This window comes from Hyphomonas pacifica, assembly GCF_000682675.1.
GTDB lineage: Bacteria > Pseudomonadota > Alphaproteobacteria > Caulobacterales > Hyphomonadaceae > Hyphomonas > Hyphomonas pacifica.
The window spans coordinates 40,173-55,852 of record NZ_AWFA01000016.1; the positions used below are offsets into that span (position 1 = coordinate 40,173).

At 59.0% G+C, this 15,680-nt stretch carries 16 protein-coding genes and 1 tRNA gene; 12 read left to right on the plus strand and 5 right to left on the minus strand.

Going from position 1 to position 15,680, the window contains the following annotated elements:
• Window positions 1-6 precede the first annotated feature (6 nt).
• From trbK-alt to HY2_RS17125, 6 genes are read left to right on the plus strand one after another with little or no spacing between them, the layout of a single operon-like run.
• Window positions 7-279, plus strand: coding sequence for a putative entry exclusion protein TrbK-alt (trbK-alt, locus tag HY2_RS06885; protein ID WP_034826037.1), 273 nt, complete (start codon window positions 7-9; stop codon window positions 277-279).
• A 3-nt stretch (window positions 280-282) separates the two neighbouring features.
• A complete protein-coding gene (gene trbL, locus HY2_RS06890) occupies window positions 283-1,569 on the plus strand; it encodes a P-type conjugative transfer protein TrbL (protein ID WP_034826038.1) in 1,287 nt (428 codons plus the stop codon).
• Window positions 1,569-2,252: a conjugal transfer protein TrbF gene (gene trbF / locus HY2_RS06895; protein ID WP_034826039.1), complete on the plus strand. Its 684-nt coding sequence runs from the start codon at window positions 1,569-1,571 to the stop codon at window positions 2,250-2,252. Before trbL ends, trbF begins: the two co-directional genes overlap by 1 nt.
• The gene (gene trbG, locus HY2_RS06900; RefSeq protein WP_034826040.1) at window positions 2,249-3,286 is read left to right on the plus strand and encodes a P-type conjugative transfer protein TrbG; all 1,038 of its coding nucleotides are present in this window, start codon (window positions 2,249-2,251) and stop codon (window positions 3,284-3,286) included. Before trbF ends, trbG begins: the two co-directional genes overlap by 4 nt.
• Window positions 3,283-4,461: a TraB/TrbI/VirB10 family type IV secretion system protein gene (locus tag HY2_RS06905; protein ID WP_034826041.1), complete on the plus strand. Its 1,179-nt coding sequence runs from the start codon at window positions 3,283-3,285 to the stop codon at window positions 4,459-4,461. The genes trbG and HY2_RS06905 overlap by 4 nt, the downstream gene beginning before the upstream one ends.
• A gap of 3 nt (window positions 4,462-4,464) precedes the next feature.
• Window positions 4,465-4,692, plus strand: coding sequence for a DUF2274 domain-containing protein (locus HY2_RS17125; protein WP_081814970.1), 228 nt, complete (start codon window positions 4,465-4,467; stop codon window positions 4,690-4,692).
• On the opposite strand, the gene HY2_RS06910 is transcribed toward HY2_RS17125, so the two are convergent.
• Complete coding sequence (locus tag HY2_RS06910; RefSeq protein WP_034826042.1) at window positions 4,634-5,623, minus strand: LysR family transcriptional regulator; 990 nt, start codon at window positions 5,621-5,623, stop codon at window positions 4,634-4,636. The two genes, HY2_RS17125 and HY2_RS06910, sit on opposite strands and share 59 nt — an antisense overlap.
• Before the next feature lie 5 nt (window positions 5,624-5,628).
• The gene (locus tag HY2_RS06915; RefSeq protein ID WP_206741004.1) at window positions 5,629-6,210 is read right to left on the minus strand and encodes a TetR/AcrR family transcriptional regulator; all 582 of its coding nucleotides are present in this window, start codon (window positions 6,208-6,210) and stop codon (window positions 5,629-5,631) included.
• 124 nt (window positions 6,211-6,334) lie between these two features.
• Here HY2_RS06915 and HY2_RS06920 point away from each other — a divergent pair, with 124 nt between their 5' ends.
• On the plus strand, window positions 6,335-7,696 hold the full coding sequence (locus tag HY2_RS06920) for a DHA2 family efflux MFS transporter permease subunit (RefSeq protein WP_034826046.1): 1,362 nt from the start codon (window positions 6,335-6,337) through the stop codon (window positions 7,694-7,696).
• 271 nt (window positions 7,697-7,967) lie between these two features.
• On the opposite strand, the gene HY2_RS06925 is transcribed toward HY2_RS06920, so the two are convergent.
• A tRNA-Arg gene (locus tag HY2_RS06925) sits at window positions 7,968-8,044 on the minus strand.
• A gap of 434 nt (window positions 8,045-8,478) precedes the next feature.
• Here HY2_RS06925 and HY2_RS06930 point away from each other — a divergent pair.
• From HY2_RS06930 to HY2_RS16735, 5 genes are all read left to right on the plus strand, one after another.
• Window positions 8,479-9,744 carry a tyrosine-type recombinase/integrase gene (locus HY2_RS06930; protein ID WP_034826047.1) on the plus strand — a complete coding sequence of 422 codons (1,266 nt, stop codon included), beginning with the start codon at window positions 8,479-8,481 and terminating at the stop codon, window positions 9,742-9,744.
• Window positions 9,745-9,881: 137 nt separating this feature from the next.
• A complete protein-coding gene (locus HY2_RS06935) occupies window positions 9,882-10,679 on the plus strand; it encodes a type IV toxin-antitoxin system AbiEi family antitoxin domain-containing protein (RefSeq protein ID WP_034826048.1) in 798 nt (265 codons plus the stop codon).
• Entirely contained in the window at window positions 10,669-11,583 is a 915-nt protein-coding gene (locus HY2_RS06940; protein WP_034826051.1) for a nucleotidyl transferase AbiEii/AbiGii toxin family protein, read from the plus strand. The genes HY2_RS06935 and HY2_RS06940 overlap by 11 nt, the downstream gene beginning before the upstream one ends.
• Before the next feature lie 213 nt (window positions 11,584-11,796).
• Complete coding sequence (locus HY2_RS06945) at window positions 11,797-14,097, plus strand: argonaute/piwi family protein (RefSeq protein ID WP_034826052.1); 2,301 nt, start codon at window positions 11,797-11,799, stop codon at window positions 14,095-14,097.
• Window positions 14,097-15,260 carry a PD-(D/E)XK nuclease domain-containing protein gene (locus tag HY2_RS16735; RefSeq protein ID WP_051594813.1) on the plus strand — a complete coding sequence of 388 codons (1,164 nt, stop codon included), beginning with the start codon at window positions 14,097-14,099 and terminating at the stop codon, window positions 15,258-15,260. Before HY2_RS06945 ends, HY2_RS16735 begins: the two co-directional genes overlap by 1 nt.
• A 2-nt stretch (window positions 15,261-15,262) precedes the next feature.
• Here HY2_RS16735 and HY2_RS06955 read toward each other — a convergent pair whose 3' ends face one another.
• Both HY2_RS06955 and HY2_RS17860 read right to left on the minus strand, forming a co-directional pair.
• Window positions 15,263-15,565, minus strand: coding sequence for a DUF736 domain-containing protein (locus HY2_RS06955; RefSeq protein WP_034826053.1), 303 nt, complete (start codon window positions 15,563-15,565; stop codon window positions 15,263-15,265).
• 3 nt (window positions 15,566-15,568) lie between these two features.
• The coding region (locus HY2_RS17860) for a DUF2274 domain-containing protein (RefSeq protein WP_034826055.1) at window positions 15,569-15,680 on the minus strand (112 nt) is incomplete at its 5' end.

Here is a 15,680-nt window from a genome sequence, read left to right on the forward strand (position 1 = left end):
GGGGAGATGCGCAGCTCTCCCGACCAGATTCTCCGGCTTGTCGCCTTCGGCCTCGGCGCGCTCTCCGCGCTCTTCGCCGCCGTCGAACTAGAGAACACCGTCGCGCCGGAAACGCCGGCCGTTTCGCCCGTGACACACGATCCGTTGCAGGCAGAGCTTGTGCGTTGCCGGTCGATAACGCCGGAAGATCTGGACACCGATACAGCCTGCCGCGCCGCTTGGGCAGAGCATCGCCGCCGCTTTCTCGGCCTTTCCAGCGGCAACCCCGAGAAGGAGTAGAGCATGGACGGCGTAGGTGTCATCGACCGGTTCCTGCAGGTCTTCACCTCCTACATCGATTCAGGCTTCGGCCTGCTCGGGGGCGATGTCGCGTTCCTCGCGACGACGCTGATCGTCATCGACGTGACGCTCGCCTCGTTGTTCTGGGCCTGGGGGGCAGACGACGACATTCTCGCCCGTCTCGTCAAGAAGACGCTCTTCGTCGGGATCTTCGCCTACATCATCGGCAACTGGAACGCGCTCGCCCGGATCGTGTTCGAGAGCTTTGCCGGTCTCGGGCTCATCGCTTCAGGTGGCAGCCTGAGCGCCGGGGAACTTCTCCAGCCCGGCCGCATCGCCGAAGTCGGCCTCGAAGCCGGCCGGCCGATCCTCGCGTCCATCGCCGATCTAATGGGGTTCGTCTCCTTCTTCGAGAATTTCCTCCAGATCATCATCCTGCTGTTCGCCTGGCTGGTCGTTCTCCTGTCCTTCTTCATTCTCGCAATCCAGCTATTCGTCACGCTGATCGAGTTCAAGCTGGCGACCCTGGCGGGCTTCATCCTCGTGCCCTTCGGCCTCTTCAACAAAACCGCCTTCATGGCAGAGCGTGTGCTGGGCCTGGTCATCTCGTCCGGCGTCAAGGTGCTGGTGCTCGCCGTGATCGTTGGCATCGGCTCGACCATCTTTGGCGAATTCACCGCTGGGTTCACCGGCGAGCCGACCATTGAAGACGCCATGGCCATCGTGCTTGCCGCGCTCTCCTTGCTCGCGCTCGGTATCTTCGGGCCGGGCATCGCCAACGGCATTGTCTCGGGCGGCCCGCAACTGGGTGCAGGCGCAGCCGTGGGCGCTGGTCTTGCCGCTGGCGGTCTGGCGGTTGGCGGTCTCGCCGGCGCCCGAATGGCCGTGGGAGCAGCCGGCGCCGGAGCACGCGGCGCTGCGGCGGTCGCTGGCGGCGCGTCGACCGCCTATCGCATGGGGAACGCGGCTGCTGGCGGCGGTGCCTCTGGTGTCGCCGCAGGTATTGCCAGTGTCGGAAAAGCCAGCGTCGGCGCTGCGACTAGCCCGCTCCGCCGCTCCATGAGCGAGAGCTACCGCTCCGGTTCACGCGCCGCATTCGAAGCGACTGCCGGCAAGTTTAGCAATAGCCCCGAGCCAACCGCGTCGGCGAACAATGGGCCGCCTGCTTGGGCACGCCGCATGAAACACCAACAATCCCTTCACCACGGTGCCGCCGTTGCTGCCCATGCCGTTCGCTCCGGCGACCATGGTGGCGGTGGAACCGCCGTCAGCCTTTCGGAGAAATCATGATGTTCCGTCGTCCAAGCGTTCGCTATGCCAAGACCCCTGGACCCGTCACGCCCTATCAGAAAGCCGCCCAAGCCTGGGACGACCGCATCGGGTCCGCTCGTGTGCAGGCGAGGAACTGGCGGCTTATGGCGTTTGGCTCATTGCTGCTTTCCGCCGGACTCAGTGCGGCGCTGGCCTGGCAATCCACGCAAGGGACGATCACGCCCTATGTCGTGGAAGTGGATCGGCTCGGCGCAGCTCAAGCCGTGGCGCCCGCCATCGCCGACTTCCGTCCAACCGATCCGCAGATCGCCTACCACCTGTCGCGTTTCATCGAGAATGTGCGCCAAATCCCCGCTGATCCCATCGTGCTGCGCCAGAATTGGCTGCACGCTTACGACTTCACGACCGATAGGGGCGCGCTGGCTCTGAACGACTATGCCCGGGTGAACGATCCCTTCGCCAAGGTCGGCGATACGCAAATCTCGGTCGAGGTTTCCAGCGTCATCCGTGCCTCCGAGAGCAGCTTCCGCATCGCCTGGATTGAGCGCCGCTATGTCAACGGACAACTCGCCGCGACCGAACGCTGGACCGCCATTCTTACCATCGTCCTGCAACAGCCGCGCGACGCCGAGCGCCTGCGCAAGAATCCGCTCGGCATTTTCGTCAACGCCATCAACTGGTCCCGGGAGACTGCCCAATGACAAAAACACTTCACACCGCAAAAGCCTCCATCGCTGTTCTGCTTGCCGCCTCGGCGTTATCGGGCTGCGCGACGTTCAAGCCGCCGGAAATCGCCTATGACGAGCCACCCATCGAGGCGACGCTTCTGCCTGAGCCTGAGCGACCCGTGCGGATCGTCGAACGCTCCAAACCGCTTCCATTACCGGGGCAGCTCAAGCCCGTTGGTGGGGAAACTTCGGAACCTGAATCCGCTAACCCCGCCGAACGCGTCAATGAAGCGAACGCCGCCGCACGCATGGAACCCGTGCGCGACGGGTTCATCAACGCGGTGCAGCTCTACCCCTACAGCGAAGGCGCGCTCTATCAGGTCTACGCGTCGCCGGGACAGATCACCGACATCGCCCTGCAGCCCGGCGAGAAGCTGGTCGGGTCCGGTCCGATTGCGGCCGGCGACACGGCGCGATGGATCATCGGCGACACGCAGAGCGGATCGGGCAGTTCGCAGCGCATCCACATTCTGGTTAAACCGACGCGGCCCGATCTTCAGACCAATCTCGTCATCAATACCGACAAGCGGACCTACCACCTTGAACTGAGAGCGAACCCATCCGCTTATATGGCTTCGGTCTCCTGGACTTATGCCGAGGATGCCCTGATCGCGCTCAGGCGGCGCAACGCCGATGCGGAAGCGGCCTTGCCGATCGGACGCGACGTCGCACTGGATTCCTTGCGCTTCCGCTATCGGATCGAGGGCGACCGCGCGCCCTGGCGGCCGCTGCGCGCCTTTGATGATGGGCGACAGGTCTTCATCGAGTTTCCGCGCGGGATTGGCCAAGGCGAAATGCCGCCGCTTTTTGTCATCGGGCCGGAAGGCGAAGGCCAACTCGTCAACTACCGTATCCGCCGCAACTACATGATCGTCGACCGCCTCTTCGCTGCCGCCGAACTGCGCTTAGGTGACAAGCAGAAACGCGTCCGGATCGTCCGCACGGATGAAGTGACACGCGGCGCCCAAACCGCTTCGCTCCATAGCAATGTGGGGCCGCGCAAATGAGCGAGGATACAGAACACCCGGAAGAAAAAGAGATCGCCGCCTCCTTACGGCTGCGCGCCGATCCACCGAGGGTCATGCGTCTCTCGCGTCGCACGCTGACGGTTCTTGGCGCGGCCAGCGGACTCGGTCTCGGCGCCATCCTGATTGTGGCTCTGCAAGATCGCAAACCGGCCGATGGGCCGTCGGAACTCTATTTGACCGAGCGTATTCAGGAAGCAGAAGGCCTGTCGCGTCTGCCCGCCGACTACACAGGCGTGCCACGGCTCGGTCCGCCATTGCCGGGCGAACTCGGTCGGCCGATCCTGTCAGCTCAACAACGCGGTCAGTCCGTACCGACGGTTGTTACCACGCCGACCGTCGATCCAGAGGAACAGCGCCGTCTTCAGGAGATTGAGGCAGCCCGGCTCAGTCGTCTTTTCGCCGAAGCCAAGACCACCACTGGTGGACAACCTCAAACTCCGCCAACGGTCGCTCCCGTACCGTCCGGCACTGGATCATTCTTTCCGGCGAGTGCGATGGGCGCTTCACCAGACGCGACGGACAGGCGGCAAGCATTTCTCGACAAACCCACTGATCGACGCACGACAAGCACCGACCGGCTCACCGATCCGCCCAGCCCCTATTTGGTTCAGGCCGGCGCAGTCATCCCGGCAGCCTTAGTCACAGGACTCCGCTCGGATCTTCCCGGCCAGATCACGGCCCAGGTGACGTCCAATGTCTATGACAGTCCGACCGGGCGGTTCCTGTTGATCCCGCAAGGCTCGCGCCTCATCGGCGAATACGATAGCGGCGTTGCGTTCGGGCAGAGCCGTGTGCTGCTGGCCTGGACCCGGTTGATCCTGCCCAATGGGCGCTCCATCGTTCTCGAACGCCAACCTGGCGCCGACGAGGCTGGCTATGCCGGGCTGGAAGATGGCGTCAACAATCATTGGGGGCGGCTATTCATGGCGGCTGGTCTCGCCACCATCCTGAACATCGGTGCGGAACTGGGCGCCGACGATGATGACGGCATCGCCCGCGCCATACGCGAAGGAACGCAGCACACGATCGGTCGCGCTGGCGATGAGGTTGTCCGCCGTCAGCTTTCCATCCCGCCGACCCTGACCATCCGCCCGGGCTTCCCTGTGCGCGTAATGGTAACGCATGACCTTGTCCTCGAGCCCTATCGGAGTTGATCTATGACCAGGCTAAAACTCGGCGCCATTCCTGACGATAAACCCGTCAAGCTGAGCATTGAACTTCCCGCCGACCTCCATCGCGATCTTGTCACCTATGCTGAGGTACTCGCGCGCGAAACCGGTCAGAAGAACGAACCTGCAAAGTTGGTCGCACCTATGCTTCAGCGTTTCATGGCGACGGATCGGGCTTTCGCGCGCCTGCGGAAGATACACCTCCGACCGGAGTAGTCGCTAGCGCTTCCGGCGCCCAATCGGAAGCACCACGTCGCACACGTCCGGCCAGAGTATGGGCAACGCTGATGAAGCGACGCAGTGCAGGATTGTCGTTTAAGGGGGACCAGACGGCGCTAAAGAGCATTATATCGGCGGGATCGCTCAGAGGACGCAGTACGAGATTCGGAACCTTTACATCCATCCAGGCGGCAGACACCAATGTGATCCCTTGTCCAAGACCGACCAGATTCATCAGAGTCTCCTGTACCACCCCCTTATAGAGGATTTCCGGGGAAGTGCAGTAATCGGATAGCCTGCGGACGATGTAATCGTGCACCGCCGGTCCGGGTTCAGATCGGCTAACGATGAAACTTTCGCATCGCAGGTCAGACCAGTCGAGTTGCCGCCTGCCAGCCAATTCATGTCTTTCAGGAAGCGCGACATAGACACGCTCCCTCCAAAGTGACGCGATCTCACAATCCGCGATGCTGCTATCTCCGACCACGAATGCCACATCCAGCTTTCGACTCCTAACTGCTTCTATGTGTTCTTTGCGCCCGCCGTCCCGGATGTCGATCGTGATTTCAGGGTGCCGGTGTGCATAGCATCGTACGATTTCACGTAAGAAGCCGCCCGCGAGCGAGGTGAGGATCCCGACGCGCACTATTCCGATTTCCGCCCGGCCAGCGGCGGCCGCCGTCTTTTCTGCCAGGTCGAGCTGCTCCAAAGCTGAACGCGCCTCACGAAGCAGACTTCCTCCGGCGTCCGTCAGATAGGCGCCCGTAGATCGCCGCTCGAACAACGAGACGCCCAGTTCATCCTCGAGCTGTCTGATAGCGCGGCTAATACTGGACTGCTTCATCTGCAAAGCCTCGCCAGCTCGTCGGAAACTCCCATATTCCGCCGCAGCGATTAGGCAGCGAAGCTGGCCGATCTTCATCGCCATGCCGTTCACCCGTTTCCGGACTTCGCTCCAGCCAAACGGTCGAGATAATGCTCAAAGCTGGAAGTCGCACTTTCTGATGTTTGTTGACCGACGAGAACAGCAGTTCCGAGACCGTGTATGAGAGAGATGAGGATCGTGGCTTCGAGTTCGCCATTAAGCGCACCATCAAACTCGCCGCTGGATTTCCCTTCTTCCAATATGAAGGCAATCCGTTCCTGCAGCCGATTCGGACTGTCCACGAAAGTTCGATCCGAAATCTCCGGATCGGTCATCGCGAGCATCGCATACGACGTCCAGAGCAAATGAAACCGTCGACTTTCGCGATCGGTGGGAAGTGCAACAGCAAATAGCGCCTGGAGTGTTGTTCGTGCACTCGGAGATGGCTCCAACGCCTCAAGCCGAGTTCTCACGCGTTCATTGCTCAGCTTTTCCAGCGCGGCGAGGCCCGCTTGCATCAACCCTGCCTTGGTATCGAAATAGTACTGGACCGATCGCAGCGAAATGCCGGCTTCAGCGGCAACGGCTCGCAACGAGACCGCATGCAGCCCCTCACGCGCCGCGACGGCCATAAAGGCCTTCAGAATCATGGAGCGACGTTCTTCGTGGTCGACGGTTCTCGGCATCGGACAGGGCCTCGCTCACGGCAATTTTTTATGATACGATTGTACCATAAAAAATTGCCGTCGTCATCAACCCAGCGAGTTGAGCCACATGCCGCTATCGCCTCCCGAGATTCCAGGCCGCCTCTGGGCAATCGCCGTCGTCACCGGGTCTGGCGCCTTCATGGCGATGCTCGATTCCACCATCGCCAACCTTGCCCTGAACACGATCCAATCCGATCTCGCCGCACCCTTGTCAGGTGTGCAGTGGGTAGCGACTGGTTACCTGATAGCACTCGCCGTTTCCCTGCCGCTTGCTGGCTGGCTGAGTCGACGATTTGGAGACGGTCGCCTTTGGAAGGGCAGCATCCTCGCTTTTGTGCTCGCCTCTATCGTCTGTGCGTTTGCGCAAACGCTGACGCATTTGATCATGGCGCGCTGCCTGCAGGGTCTCGCCGCCGGCCTGATGGTCCCCGCCGGTCAGGCGGTCCTGGCGTCCACCGCTGATCGACGCCAATTGGGTCGGCTCATGGGCGTCGTGGGATTCGCTGTCGCGCTCGGACCGGCATTGGGACCGGCATTCGGTGGCATGCTGATCGATGCAGCCTCTTGGAGGTGGTTGTTCCTGATCAACGTGCCAGTAGGCTTCGCCGCTCTGATTGGCGCCGCGCGCCTCGTACCATCCGGTGAAACGACGCCGGAGGCCCGGATCGACTTTCGCGGATTGATCCTGATCAGCTTCGGCCTTCCTCTGCTGCTCTACGGTGCTGCGGAGATCGGATCGAGCAATATCAGCATGCTCTCCATAGCCATTGCAGTCATCGGGATTGGCTTGACGGCGCTCTTTGTGGTCCACGCAGTTCAAAGTCCGGATCCCCTGATCGATGTCGCCCTTCTATTGCGGTCAGGTTTTTCTGCCCCAGTCGTGACCGCCGGATTGACCGGCGCCGCCATGTACGGCGGATTGCTCCTTCTGCCGATCTTCTTGCAACGCAGCCTGGGACAAACGCCAACTGAAGCCGGCCTTATGCTCATGGCTATGGGGCTTGGCTCCGCCATTATTCTGCCAGTAGCGGGAGCGTTGACGGATCGATATGGACCGAGAAGGATATCTCTCGCCGGAGCAGGATTGCTGATTTTGACAACAATCCCTTTCGTCTGCCCTGTGCCGCTCGTTTTTGCGGCCGTCGTCATTCTTCTCGCTGCACGAGGAGCGGCGCTGGCCCTGGCCCAAATGCCCGCGATTACGGCCGCCTACAATGCAGTTGACGAGGCTGAAACTGGTGACGCCGCGACTTTGATCAATATCGGTCAGCGCTTGGGGGGCGCATTGGGCGCAATCGCCATGGTCGCTGTCATTGAGCAGTTCGGCGGCTCCGCGTCGGTGACGGCCTATCAGATCGCGTTCGGAGCTCTGGTCGTCATTTCAGTCGGTGCAATGCTGATCGCAACCCGCATCCCAGTGCGCCGCTAGAGCGGTGCTCGGGATGAAAATGTGGGTCGATTGATTCCATTTAGAAAGGCACCGCGCGCTACGTAATTCGGCCCGTCAAGCGATCTGCTGTAAACGTTAACGGTCCAGTTGCCTCGGCATGATTGACGCTGCGAATGATTGGATGATCGTTGCGGCGCTTATGGTTTCTTGCCTGGTCTGCCATGGGCAGAAGAAGTCTGCGGACAGGATGCCAGAACTCGGACAAGTTATTGAAAGATTGATAGCCCGGCTGGAATAAAATTGGGGGGAATGGCGCACCCGACAGGATTCGAACCTGTGGCCTTCGCCTTCGGAGGGCGACGCTCTATCCAGCTGAGCTACGGGTGCATACCGTTCGCGAGGTGCTTACGCCATGCTTACGCGATATTTTCACCGGCCTGAAGAGCGAACCCGACATCCGCTCAAACCGTTGTTTAGTCACTTCTTTCTTCCAACACCAGCCACCATCGCCAGACTTGACATCAGCCTTCGGAGTTTGACCCTACCATGTTTGCGAGAGTCAGCAGCACCTTGCGAGTTCTTGCTAAAAAACGTTCTACGACAAGCACTTAGCGCGGTTTATGATGACTTTTGAGGGTCGCGGTTTTGCGAGACCTTGCGAGAAATTGGAGCCGTTTACGGCTCGCGGTGCTGACATGGTGCTGACTCAAATTCGGGCTGAATGGCCCGCAGTTGCTGGAGTTTTTGGAATTATTTGTCCGACTCCGTGCTGACTCAAAAGTCAGGAAACCCAGTCGCCACCGGACAAACCGGAGGATTGGATGTCAAAAACAGGAAAAAAGGTCAAGATCACGAAGCGTGTCGTCGATTTGGCTGACCCGAAAAAGTCGCCTTACATTATCTGGGACAAGGAGCTTCCCGGCTTTGGTCTCAGGGTCGCCGCGAATGGGCGTAAGGCCTACATCGTGTCTTATCGGGTTGGCGTCGGACGCGGCGCGAAACAGAGACGGGTGAGCATTGCCGGCTCCAATACAATGACGTGCGAGATGGCGCGGAAGGAGGCGCAGGTCTATCTCGCCAATGCCCGCCTCGGCGAGGATCGCCGGGAAGAGATTGACGCTGCCGCCAAGGCCAAAGCGGACATCACCGTCGCTAAAGCCATCGAGATCTGGCATGCCGAAGCGGCGCACCGCAACCGGCGAACCGGGAAAGCCAGAGACCCGCGTAACATCCGGAACGAGATGAGCCGGATGGATGCGCACCTCATCCCGGCAATCGGCAACAAGAAGCTTCGTGAACTCACGCGCCGGGATGTCGAACTGTTGCGTGATGATATCACCGCCGGCCGGACGGCTGTGATTCAGAAGACCAAGAAGCATGGGGTTCGCCGCGCCACGGGCGGCACCGGGACGGCGAAGCGGACAATGGTCAGCTTCAAGAGCGTCCTCGCCTATATGAAGGATATCGGCTTCGTGGACCAGAATGTTGCAGCCAATCTGAGGCTCGCGCCGGATGGCAAGAAGGAACGCTACCTTTCCGTGGCGGAGGCCCACCGTCTCGGCAAATGCCTCGATGAGTGGGAGCAAATGGACCGGCGTGTGACGGGCATCACGATTATTCGTCTCCTGCTGATGACGGGCGCGCGAACCAAGGAGATCGAAGAGCTGAAATGGTCCGAGATCGATTTCGACCGCTCCTTCTTCCGGTTTGAAGAGACCAAGTCAGGCCGGTCGATCCGGCCGATCTCGCCGCAAGTCCTCGCAATTCTCAAAGGCTTGCCGCGACTGCACCCAACCTGGGTCTTTCTCAACAATGCGGGCACAGGCCCTTATTGCGGGACGCAGGCGGTCTGGAGACTTGTGCGCGAGGAAGCGGGTCTGCCGGATGTCCGGAAGCATGACCTCCGGCACAGTTTTGCGAGTTTTGCTTTGGCCAACGGGTTGTCGCTCCCGGTCATCGGCACACTGCTCGGTCATAGCCGTCCTGAGACCACGCAGCGCTATGCCCATTTGTCGGATCGACATGCGATGGAGGCTGCCAAGAGCGTCGGCCTCGCCGTTATGAACGCGCTCGAAGGCCGCGAGTGATGGCGTCTTGGCCAGCCTATTCACTCCACCCGGCATGTCTCGATGTCAGCAATTTTCGTATCCTCTGGGTATACCAAGTGAGGCATATTCAAAACTATCTGCTTGAAAAATTTCGGAAGTACGCTATTTTGTACCCCATGAGGCGACAAAACGAGACAAAGCTAAAATGGATGCTGGAGACCGTCCTGCCAGGTCGGCTGGTCGATACGCCGACGCTGCAGCGTCATGGCATCACGCGAATGCTCGCACACAAATACATAGACAGCGGCTGGCTCGAACCGGTCGTGCGCGGCCTCTACCGACGCCCGCAGGCTGATGCTCGCAGCGCCGACTGGCAACTCGTCGTACGCTCGCTGCAGCACGTCATGGACTATTCATCAGTCGTCGGCGGACGGACCGCGCTGGAGCTGCAAGGGTTCGCCCATTATCTGCCGATGCGCGATAATCAGCACGTCCACCTTTATGGGGAAGCGCATCCGACCTGGCTCAAGCGGATGGATGATGTGGCCCGCTATAGGCTGCACAGCACTAAACTGTTCGACATGAGCGCTGATGAAGAGACGACGGAGGTCGACTCACCCGTCGGCCCGCTAAAGTGTTCAACGCCGGAACGCGCCATCCTCGAGATGCTGGATGAACTGCCCAAACATGAGAGCGTTCATATCGTCGATACAGTCTTCGAAGGACTCGCCTCCGCGCGCCCCCGCAGACTGGAGAAGTTGCTGGCGTCCTGCACAAGCATCAAGGTGAAGCGCCTGTTCTTCGTCTTTGCCGACAAGCACGGCCACGCGTGGCGGCGACATCTCTCGCCTGAGCGGTTCGACCTGGGTTCCGGGCCTCGTGCCCTCTTTGAGAACGGCCACTTCCATCCACGGTACGCCATCTCCGTGCCGCCCGAACTGATGCCGCAAAGTGAGGCTCGCCATGGCGCGTGAGCGATATGTGGATCAGGTCCGGCTGCTGGTCGATGTTCTGCCAGCCGTGGCGGCAGAGGAAGACTTCGCCCTGAAAGGCGGCACGGCGATAAACCTGTTCTATCGTGATCTCCCTCGCCTGTCGGTCGACATCGATCTGACCTTCCTCCCGATCAGAGAACGCTCCCAGTCCCTCGCGGACATCGACGCTGCTATGGACCGTATCGCCGAGGCGGGCTCAAAGGTGCGCGGGGTGACCTCCAGCAGGATCGCGGGCGGTGGCGGCGGCGCAACGCGTGTCCTGTTTCAACGCGGCACCGCGACCGTGAAGGTCGAAACCTCACCGGTCACGCGCGGCGTGGTCTTCGAGCCCGAACTCAAGCGTGTCGCACCAGCGGTCGAAGACGAGTTCGGGTTCGCAGAGACAAGACTGGTCGCGTTCGAGGACCTCTATGCCGGTAAGCTCCATGCGGCGTTAGACCGACAGCATCCGCGCGATCTGTTCGACGTGAGGCTGCTTTACGAGAATGAGGGCATCACGGATGATCTCTTTCGGGCCTTCCTCGTCTATGTCGCGAGCTCCAGCCGACCGCCACATGAATTGCTGAATCCGAACCTCGCACCGTTAACAGACGTCTTCGAGGCTGAGTTTTCCGGCATGACCGTCGATGCGGTCAGCGTCGCTGAACTGGAACACGTGCGGGGCAGACTTATCGAAGACGTCCAGTCCCGTTTGACCGACAGTGCCGCACAATTCTTGCGAACACTGGTCGGTGGCGAACCAGACTTCGACGCAATCGGGCTGCCCTCCGCAGCGGAGCTTCCCGCTGTCCAGTGGAAGCTGCAGAACATCCTGAAACTGCGAGATACAAACCCGGAAAAGCACGCCACCCAGTGCGAAAGCCTCGGATCGTTGCTCAGCTGATACGCCCTTTAGCGTCGCCGACGGGAAGCACTGAAAGCGTTCCTGATCGGGAAGATTCGGCTTTCCCGCCCATCAGAGGCGAGGAAAATTCCCGAACGGGAAGAATGCGAACATTCTGTTTCGATCGGGTGATACCGCAACGCCGTCAACGACCTTCTGCCTTTTCGAGAATCGCCTTTAAGCTGTGAAGTTTAGGTCAATTTCATAGTTTTCATGCCGCACACATCTCTTCTCTTGAACTTTTTGCCCGTATCGCTCTCCGGCGATACGCGAATTCACGTTGGCTATCGGCCCTACAACGAAGACGTTTTGCGGGAACTACGAGAGGAGTTCGGTGAAAGCCACGTTTTCAAACGCGACTATCAAGAAGACACAATATCGGAGATTCCAGTAATCCCCGGTGCCGAACCACTCTCCGACAAATCGACCGGAGTAGACCTCGCCGAAGCACGGTGGCTTTGGAAGCCGCTTCTGAACGCGGCTCTCCTGCGGCTGTTTTCAGGGTCCAGAGAGATTACAAGCGATTATCCTGTCAGCGTTTTGGGCAATCCGAAGAACAATTTCATTTCGCATGCTAACTTACCTGATTGGGTAAGGATCTTGCCGTTACTGGAATTTGAGTCTCGCACGTTGTTCGGTGGCAAGTCGGGTCCGCAGTTCGGACTGGTGTGTAATGCGCGGACCCGTCACCAGGTATTGGCAGGTTGCGATCATCTCATTGAGCGGGGCATTTCTCCGATTGGGCGTTATGTTCAAATCGATCAACCGCAACGAGACTCCCGATTGGCGCCGCGCGGCCTTACAGTGGGAAAGGTATCATCGATCGACGGTGACACACTCATTTTGGAAGACCATCGCAAAGGCTATGAACGGGTCAAAGCATCTGATGCGAGGTTGACCGGCAATCGCGCTGATTTCGACTGGTGCGTCAATGCGCTTTTGCCGGGACAAGGGCAGGCTACCCTGTCGAGGGCGTGGGACGCCATGAGCGCATTGAACCAGGGCCCAGGTCGCCTGCAAATGATCAACCAAACAGCCGAGTATTTGAGGACAGTCAATCTGGAAGCTGTTCCAGGCGTTGCTTTTGAAATCGGCGAATGGCTGTCGAGCACGGACGCTCAGTTTCCGGTGACGGAAACGATCGATCGCCCCACGCTTGTATTTCACCCTTCGGGAAGGCCGAACGATACGTGGAACGAACGCGGCATCAAAGACAATGGACCGCACGACCAACGCACGTTCACGCCAAAGCAACTCAACATCGCTGTCATTTGCCAAGGCCGGTTCGAAGGACAAGTCGATCGTTTCGTGGGAAAACTTCTCGATGGCATCCCCGACTTTCAACTCCGAAATGGGCGCAAGCCTTATGATGACGGCTTCCTTAGTCGATTTCGTCTGGAACGAGCCAATGTGCAGACATTTCAGGCAAACTCAGCCTCGCGCGAAGCATACGAAGCAGCTTGCGAAGACGCACTGAAACATGCTGCTGACAATGGCTTTGGCTGGGACTTGGCGATTGTCCAGATTGAAGAAGACTTCAAGGCGTTGCCTGGGCCTCAGAACCCTTACTACGCCACGAAGGCCATGCTGCTCCGCAACAATGTAGCGGTACAGAATATTCGTATCGAGACGATGAGCGAGCCGGACAAAAGTCTCGTGTATACAATGAATCAGGTGAGTCTTGCCTGCTATGCGAAGCTGGGCGGTCGTCCGTGGCTTTTAGGGGCGCAGCAATCGGTTGCCCATGAACTCGTCATTGGCCTCGGGTCGCACACAGAACAACAATCTCGATTTGATCAGAGCGTTCGGTATGTCGGCATTACCACTGTGTTTTCGAGCGATGGCGGGTATCACCTCAGTGAACGCACCGGCGTCGTGCCATTTGAGGATTACGCCAAGGAATTAACCGACACGCTCACGCGCACCATCGAACGGGTCCGCCGGGAAGATAACTGGAAAAACACAGACCGGGTGCGGCTGGTCTTCCATGCGTTCAAGCAAATCAAGGACATTGAGGCTGAGGCCATCAAGCAGGCGGTCGAATCTCTCGACCTCGAAAACGTGGTTTTCGCTTTCGTTCATGTTGCTGAACATCATCCGTATTTGATCTTCGACCAGAACCAAGAGGGATTGCCGCATTGGGAGAAAAATCGGTCTAAACGAAAAGGCGTATTGGGCCCATCCCGAGGCGTGCACATCAAACTGGCTGATTCTGAGTCGCTGGTTGTGTTTGCGGGCGCAAGTGAACTTAAGCAAGCGGCCCACGGGATGCCGAGGGCCTGCCTTCTAAAACTGCATCGCAATTCGACCTTCCGCGATATGACTTATCTCGCACGCCAGGCGTTCGACTTCACCGCCCATTCTTGGCGAGTTATGACGCCGGAACCGTTTCCGATCACAATTAAGTATTCCGACCTAATCGCTGAACGTCTTGCCGGCCTGAAGCAGATCGAGACGTGGGATGATGACGCCGTCCGGTTTCGCAACATCGGCAAGGCGCCCTGGTTCCTGTGATGGATATTGCAAGCATCAAACAAGCCTTGCGCCAGCCAGGTGTTCACGCCGACAAACTCCCCGTTCATATCGACGCTTGTTGTCGGTTTCTGAGCCCGTGGCTGGAACGGTCATGTGAAATAGAAAACTCAGAAAGCGACGGTTCCTACCGACGCATTGCGGCGATTGGATTTGCTCTCGCCCAAAACCGGCAGTCTGACACACTGAGAGAAGCCTTCATTGAAGGGACGGAGCAACTCGCAGGCCGTGTTTACTTCACGCCTGGACGCGCGCCGACAGTCGAGGTGGATGGTGTGGCGTTACTTGGCCTTGCCATCGGATACAATGCGCTTACTCCCTCAACCATGGATGATGGCTGGTTGCGGGTTTGTCTCGTACAGTCGGTCGCCGCACTTCAAAACGACCCCTGGCAGTATAGTCTTGCGAAGTCGGCGCAAGCCACGTTGGGAGTGTCCATCGACAAATCCGATATCGATCCTGTGTTGCGCGTCGCTGTAGCTGAACGCAAAGGGGACGTGATTGAGGAAGAGCTACGTGAAGCGGCGTGGCGCCTCCTCATCGAAAACATCGACGAACCAGAACCGACACGTCGTGCCGCACTACAGGGCACATTTGAATCATGCGCTTCTGCGCTGGCGCGCCTCCCGCTTCACGGAGCCGGCGTGTCTGAACTCATTGAGATTCTGGAAGGCGTTTCGCGTTCGATGGGACACTGGACCTACGAGGAAAAGCCTAAAGTTCGAAATGTTCTGCCCCAGAAGTGGGAGATTGACCATGAATACCACGTCCAAAATCTGCTCTGGACAATCTTGCGCCCCATCTTTCCTGATCTCGTCGATGAAGAAACGCTGAAGAAACTCGGTCACACTTCTCCACGATACGATCTTGGCATCCCGAGTCTCAGCACGATCATTGAAGTGAAGTATCTGCGAAGGCGAGGTCAATCTGCGCTTAAAGCCATCACAGATGAAATTGCGGCGGATCATTCCCTGTATCTGCGGGAGGGAACAGGGTTTACACGCATGATTGCATTCATTTGGGATGAACAGCGCCAGACCGAAGAGTATCAGACGCTCCAATCTGGCCTGGAAAACCTCAGTGGACTCGAGCGCATCGTCATCGTTCCTCGTCCGGCAAAAATGGAAAGAGACAAGAAAAAGTAGTTCTATCGCTTCCACACCATAACGCCGGTGCCGTCCTTCTCATTCTCGAAGAAGGCCGCGCGCATGGGGCTGGCAAAGCTTGGATCATCGAGTTTGACGGCGAGGTAGGGCGTTTCGCCTTGCTTGCTTTCCTGGCGCCAGGCGGCGCCGAGTTCCGCGCCACCGGCATAGAGCCGGAAGTCCGGCGCGCCGTCTGAGGCCTTGTCCGCATTGGGAACAAGCTGGGCTTTGACGTTGATGGTCATGGTGCGGATGGTGCCGGTATAGCTGCCATCTTTGAGGGTGAACGTGCCGATCTGTGCCATGGTTTAGGTCTCCTTGCTGGCGTTGGAATGAAGGGCGCGGCGCGCCCGCTTGAACCCGGCGTCGGAGGCCAGGAAGCTTTCAATCATGGCCGGGATCAGCGCTTCGGGCTTTTCC

Bases quoted from the DNA above. Each gene is read 5' to 3' on its own strand.
- trbK-alt (WP_034826037.1), top strand. From the start codon at position 7: ATGCGCAGCTCTCCCGACCAGATTCTCCGGCTTGTCGCCTTCGGCCTC.
- trbL (WP_034826038.1), top strand. From the start codon at position 283: ATGGACGGCGTAGGTGTCATCGACCGGTTCCTGCAGGTCTTCACCTCC.
- trbF (WP_034826039.1), top strand. From the start codon at position 1,569: ATGTTCCGTCGTCCAAGCGTTCGCTATGCCAAGACCCCTGGACCCGTC.
- trbG (WP_034826040.1), top strand. From the start codon at position 2,249: ATGACAAAAACACTTCACACCGCAAAAGCCTCCATCGCTGTTCTGCTT.
- HY2_RS06905 (WP_034826041.1), top strand. From the start codon at position 3,283: ATGAGCGAGGATACAGAACACCCGGAAGAAAAAGAGATCGCCGCCTCC.
- HY2_RS17125 (WP_081814970.1), top strand. From the start codon at position 4,465: ATGACCAGGCTAAAACTCGGCGCCATTCCTGACGATAAACCCGTCAAG.
- HY2_RS06910 (WP_034826042.1), bottom strand. From the start codon at position 5,623: ATGGCGATGAAGATCGGCCAGCTTCGCTGCCTAATCGCTGCGGCGGAA.
- HY2_RS06915 (WP_206741004.1), bottom strand. From the start codon at position 6,210: ATGATTCTGAAGGCCTTTATGGCCGTCGCGGCGCGTGAGGGGCTGCAT.
- HY2_RS06920 (WP_034826046.1), top strand. From the start codon at position 6,335: ATGCCGCTATCGCCTCCCGAGATTCCAGGCCGCCTCTGGGCAATCGCC.
- HY2_RS06930 (WP_034826047.1), top strand. From the start codon at position 8,479: ATGTCAAAAACAGGAAAAAAGGTCAAGATCACGAAGCGTGTCGTCGAT.
- HY2_RS06935 (WP_034826048.1), top strand. From the start codon at position 9,882: ATGAGGCGACAAAACGAGACAAAGCTAAAATGGATGCTGGAGACCGTC.
- HY2_RS06940 (WP_034826051.1), top strand. From the start codon at position 10,669: ATGGCGCGTGAGCGATATGTGGATCAGGTCCGGCTGCTGGTCGATGTT.
- HY2_RS06945 (WP_034826052.1), top strand. From the start codon at position 11,797: ATGCCGCACACATCTCTTCTCTTGAACTTTTTGCCCGTATCGCTCTCC.
- HY2_RS16735 (WP_051594813.1), top strand. From the start codon at position 14,097: ATGGATATTGCAAGCATCAAACAAGCCTTGCGCCAGCCAGGTGTTCAC.
- HY2_RS06955 (WP_034826053.1), bottom strand. From the start codon at position 15,565: ATGGCACAGATCGGCACGTTCACCCTCAAAGATGGCAGCTATACCGGC.